At 62.5% G+C, this 5,060-nt stretch carries 4 protein-coding genes; 2 read left to right on the top strand and 2 right to left on the bottom strand.

The window, feature by feature from the left end; genetic code table 11:
* Both AAC083_RS19960 and AAC083_RS19955 read right to left on the bottom strand, forming a co-directional pair.
* Window positions 1-1,271: aldehyde dehydrogenase family protein (locus AAC083_RS19960; protein WP_108537537.1), on the bottom strand; the 1,271-nt coding region annotated here is incomplete at its 3' end.
* Between the two features lie 201 nt (window positions 1,272-1,472).
* Window positions 1,473-2,015, bottom strand: a complete 543-nt coding sequence (locus tag AAC083_RS19955; protein ID WP_042033953.1) for a cupin domain-containing protein — start codon at window positions 2,013-2,015, stop codon at window positions 1,473-1,475.
* A 185-nt stretch (window positions 2,016-2,200) separates the two neighbouring features.
* Between AAC083_RS19955 and AAC083_RS19950 the strand changes: the two genes are divergently transcribed.
* The gene (locus AAC083_RS19950) at window positions 2,201-3,532 is read left to right on the top strand and encodes an aspartate aminotransferase family protein (RefSeq protein ID WP_108537536.1); all 1,332 of its coding nucleotides are present in this window, start codon (window positions 2,201-2,203) and stop codon (window positions 3,530-3,532) included.
* A gap of 110 nt (window positions 3,533-3,642) precedes the next feature.
* The coding region (locus AAC083_RS19945) for a CoA-acylating methylmalonate-semialdehyde dehydrogenase (RefSeq protein WP_108537535.1) at window positions 3,643-5,060 on the top strand (1,418 nt) is incomplete at its 3' end.

The raw sequence follows: 5,060 nt of genomic DNA, 5'->3' as shown, positions 1-5,060 counted from the left end.
TCGTTACCCAGCGCGATCGCCTCTTCCAGGGTATCGAAGCCGGTCACCGCCAGCACGGGGCCGAAGATCTCTTCGCGGAAGATGCGCATCTCGGGCGTCACCTCGTCGAAGATGGTGGGCTCGATATAGAAGCCGCCGCTCTCGGTGTTGGTGCGGTTGCCGCCCAGCAGCAGCTTGGCTCCCTCCTGTTTGCCAATCTCGATATAGCGCAACACCTGCTCCATCTGGATGTGGTCCACCATGGCGCCGATGCGGGTGGCAGGGTCGAGCGGGTCGGCCGAAATCCACTCCTTGGCATGGGCCAGCAGCCGCTCTATGAACTGCGGTTTGATGCTGTTTTGCACCAGCAGGCGAGAGGCGGCGGTGCACACCTCGCCCTGGTTGTAGAAGATGGCGCCAGCGGCACTTTTGGCGGCGGCGTCCAGATCCGGCGCGTCCGCCAGTATGATGTTGGGGCTCTTGCCACCGCACTCCATAAAGGCACGCTTGAGGTTGGACTTGCCGGAGCACTCCACCAGATGTTTGCCGATCTTGGTGGAGCCGGTGAAGGTGATGCAATCCACGTCCATGTGCATGGCCAGTGCCTCGCCCACGGTATGGCCAAAGCCCGGCAGCACGTTGAAGACCCCATCCGGAATGCCCGCCTCTTTCGCGATCCCGGCGATGCGCAGGGCGGTGAGGGGGGACTTCTCTGAGGGTTTGAGGATGACGGAGTTGCCGGTGGCCAGCGCCGGGCCCAACTTCCAGCAGGCCATCACCAGCGGGAAGTTCCAGGGCACTATGGCGGCGACCACCCCGAGCGCCTCGCGGGTCACCAGTGCCAGCGCGGACTCTTCCACCGGGGCGACCTGATCGTAGATCTTGTCGATGGCCTCGGCGTTCCAGGCGATGCAGTTGGCAGCGGCGGGGGCGTCATACCCCATGGCATCGCCAATGGGCTTGCCCATGTCCAGTGACTCCAGCAGCGCCAGCTCCACCTTGTTCAGGCGCATCAGCTCGGCGAAGCGTTGCATGATAAGCTTGCGTTGTTTCGGGGCCAGCCCGCTCCAGCGTTTGTCACTGAAGGCGGTGCGGGCGGCTTGCACCGCCAGCTCGGCATCGGCGGCGTCGCAGGCGGCGACCTTGGTCAGCAGCTGGCCATTAGCCGGGTTGATGCAGTCGAAGGTGGCGCCATTGATGGCATCCCGGTAGCTGCCGTCAATGAAGGCTTGCGAGGGCAGGGTCAGATGGACGGCCTTGTGTTGCCACTGGGCCAGGGTCAGGTCACTCATGTTCACTCCTTGAACCGGCAAAGAATTGGTCTTTGCGTATCAATATGCTAAACATCTTGCCGCTTGTAAATCCATCCTGTAACAATTCATTAAACACTTGTCCCTTTCTCCCCGGCAATGACGGCCATCCTTGTCACTCGCCATGAGCGAGAAACCGGCCGGGGCAAGGTACAGCGTCGGCGTGAACGCCGTTGAATGGCCTTAGAAACTGGCCGGGGTGTTGGCGGAGATCAGCTCGCACTCCTGCTCGCCCACGTTGCGAAAACGGTGCGGGGTGCGGCTGTCGAAGTAGTAGCCATCACCCGCCGCCAGCTGGTGGATCTGCTCGCCGACGGTGATCTCGACCGTTCCCCGGATGACGATGCCGCACTCTTCTCCCTCATGGCTCAGCATGTCGTCACCCGTGTCGGCACCCGGCGGCAGTATCTCCTGCATCATGCCGATGGCACGGTTGGCGCGGCTGTGGCCAATCAGCCGGTAGCTGATGGGATGGGTGCCGAGATCCGGCATGTCGCTGGCGCGGAAGATCACCTCGGTGCCCATCTCGGTCTCCTCGGTGAAGAAGCTGGCGAGCGACATGGGGATGCCTTCCAGCACCTTGCGCAGTGAGGATACCGAGGGGCTCACCTGATTTTTCTCGATCTGGGAGATAAAACCGTTGGTCACACCGGAGCGTTTGGCCAGCTCGCGCTGGGAGAGGGCCGCCTTGGTGCGAACCGCCTTGAGGCGGTGACCTATATCCATCAATAGACACTCCTTGACTGTTTACTATTATTAAAATTGTGTTAAATATCTTATACCACCCTGCTCATGTATCAGCCAGGGGTGGCACCGAACGGGGCTATTATGGGCCCCTTTTTAGGAATTTAGGTGTTTAATTTAATAGGCGTTAGCCGATAGTTACTAAACACCTTAAGGATGAGGTGACCATGAAACCGATCAGCGACATCAATACGCCCTCCGATATGTCCGCCTTTTGGATGCCGTTTACCGCCAACCAGCAATTCAAGGCGGCGCCGCGCATCCTGAAGTCGGCAGAGGGGATGTATTATCACTCAGAGGATGGCCGCAAGATACTGGATGGCACAGCCGGGCTCTGGTGTTGCAACGCGGGCCATGGTCGCCGCGAGATTGCCGAGGCGGTCTCCCAGCAGATTTCTCACCTCGACTTTGCCCCCACATTCCAGATGGGGCATCCCCTGCCGTTCGAGCTGGCCAACCGGCTGGTGGAGATAGCCCCCCAGGGGCTGGGCCATGTCTTCTATACCAACTCGGGCTCGGAAGCCGTGGACACGGCGCTCAAGATTGCGCTGGCCTGGCAGCGGGCGCGGGGTCAGGGTACCCGCACCCGGCTGATTGGCCGCGAGCGCGGCTATCACGGGGTCGGCTTCGGCGGCATCTCGGTGGGGGGCATTCCCGGTAACCGCAAGTGGTTCGGCTCCCTGCTGACCGGGGTGGATCATCTGCCTCATACCCTCAACATCGCCAAAAACGCCTTCACCAAGGGGCTGCCTGAAGAGGATGTGGCGCTGGCCGACGAGCTGGAGAGGATCGTCTTCCTGCACGATGCCAGCAACATAGCGGCTGTCATCGTTGAACCCATCGCCGGCAGTACCGGTGTCATCATGCCACCCCAGGGCTACCTCAAGCGACTGCGGGAGATCTGTACCAAACACGGCATCCTGCTGATCTTCGACGAGGTGATCACCGGCTTTGGCCGCCTCGGCTCCCCCTTTGCCGCTCAGGAGTTCGATGTCCTGCCCGACATGATCACCTGTGCCAAGGGGCTCACCAACGGCGCCATCCCCATGGGGGCCGTGCTGGTGAGCAATGGCATCTATGACGACATGATGGCCGCCGGCAAGGGCGCCATCGAACTGTTCCACGGCTACACCTACTCGGGTCACCCAGTGGCCGCCGCCGCCGCGCTGGCGACCCTCGAGATCTATCGCAACGAGAATCTGCTCACCCGCGCCGCCGATCTGGCGGGCTACTGGGAGGAGGCGGCCCATTCCCTCAAGGGCTGCAAGCATGTGAAGGATGTGCGCAACTACGGACTGGTGGCGGGCATAGAGCTCGAATCCCTGCCGGATGCACCGGGCAAGCGTGCCTACGAGGTGTTCGTACGCTGCTTCGAGAAGGGGGCGCTTGTCCGCGTCACCGGCGACATCATCGCCCTGTCGCCGCCCCTCATCATGGAGCGCAGCCAGATAGACGATCTCTTCACCCTGCTGCAGGACGTGTTGCAGACGCAGGCGTAACCCACTTCCACCTTGCACTGCATGGCGCCCCGGATGTGGGCGCCACCTCCCTGTGCCCGGCTCGCGTGAGACGGCGCAGGGAGAGACGGATGAGCCATCACGGAGGATTTATGACATATCGGGTCAGCAACTTTATCAACGGCGAGACGACGGAGAGTCGCAGCGAGCGCTTCGGTGCCATCTTCAACCCGGCCACCGGCCAGCAGCAGGGTCAGGTGGTGCTCAGTACCGCCGCCGAATGCGACGAGGCCATTGCCATCGCCGAGCGCGCCTTCGCCGACTGGTCGCAGACCCCGCCGCTGGTGCGGGCCCGGGTGCTGTTTCGCTTCAAGGAGCTGATGGAGCAGCACAGGGATGATCTGGCCCGGCTCATCAGCCGCGAGCACGGCAAGGTCTTCTCTGATGCCCAGGGTGAGCTGACTCGTGGTCTCGAGGTGGTGGAGTTTGCCTGCGGCATTCCCCACCTGCTCAAGGGGGAGCACTCCCTCAACGTGGGCCGGGGGGTCGACAGCTACTCCATGATGCAGCCGGTGGGGGTGTGCGCCGGCATCACGCCGTTCAATTTCCCGGCCATGGTGCCGCTCTGGATGTTCCCGGTGGCCATCGCCTGCGGCAACACCTTCATTCTCAAGCCTTCCGAGAAGGATCCCTCCCTCTCGCTGCGCATGGCCGAGCTGCTCAAGCAGGCCGGTCTGCCGGACGGCGTGCTCAACGTGGTCAACGGTGACAAGGAGGTGGTGGACGTGCTGCTGACCGACTCACGGGTCGGCGCCGTCTCCTTTGTCGGCTCTACCCCCATCGCCCAGTACATCTACGCCACCGCCTCGGCCCACGGCAAGCGGGTGCAGGCGCTGGGCGGCGCCAAGAACCACATGCTGGTGATGCCGGATGCGGATCTCGACCAGGCGGTCTCAGCCCTGATGGGGGCGGCCTATGGCGCTGCCGGTGAGCGCTGCATGGCGATCTCGGTGGCCGTGGTGGTGGGGGATGAGACAGCCGATGCGCTGGTGGCAAAACTTTCGCCACTGGTGGCGCAACTCAGGGTCGGCCCGGGGCTGGGTCAGACCCCGGAAAACGAGATGGGGCCCCTCATCAGTCGCGAGCATCTGGCCAAGGTGCGTGATTATGTGGATCAGGGGGTGGCCGAGGGGGCTCTGCTGCGGGTCGATGGTCGCGGCGTGAGTCATGGGGAAGGCTACTTTATCGGCGGCAGTTTGTTTGACGAGGTGACCCCCGACATGCGCATCTACCGGGAGGAGATCTTCGGCCCCGTGCTCGCCATAGTGCGGGCCCCGGATTACGAGACGGCGCTCAAGCTCATCAACGAACACGAGTACGGTAACGGCACCGCCATCTTTACTTGCGACGGTGATACGGCGCGGGACTTCACCGCCAGGGTTCAGGTCGGTATGGTAGGGGTGAACGTCCCTATCCCCGTACCCATGGCGTTTCACAGCTTCGGTGGCTGGAAGCGGTCTATCTTCGGGCCGCTCAATATGCATGGGCCTGATGGGGTGCGCTTCTACAC

This window comes from Aeromonas sp. HMWF014 (assembly GCF_963878295.1).
Taxonomy (GTDB): Bacteria; Pseudomonadota; Gammaproteobacteria; order Enterobacterales; family Aeromonadaceae; genus Aeromonas; species Aeromonas popoffii.
Note: the sequence above shows the minus strand (reverse complement) of the source record. Positions and strands in the feature narration are given on the sequence as shown.

What these genes read in the sequence shown, in the direction of transcription:
- AAC083_RS19950 (WP_108537536.1), top strand. Translation starts at nt 2,201, where the DNA reads ATGAAACCGATCAGCGACATCAATACGCCCTCCGATATGTCCGCCTTT.
- AAC083_RS19955 (WP_042033953.1), bottom strand. Translation starts at nt 2,015, where the DNA reads ATGGATATAGGTCACCGCCTCAAGGCGGTTCGCACCAAGGCGGCCCTC.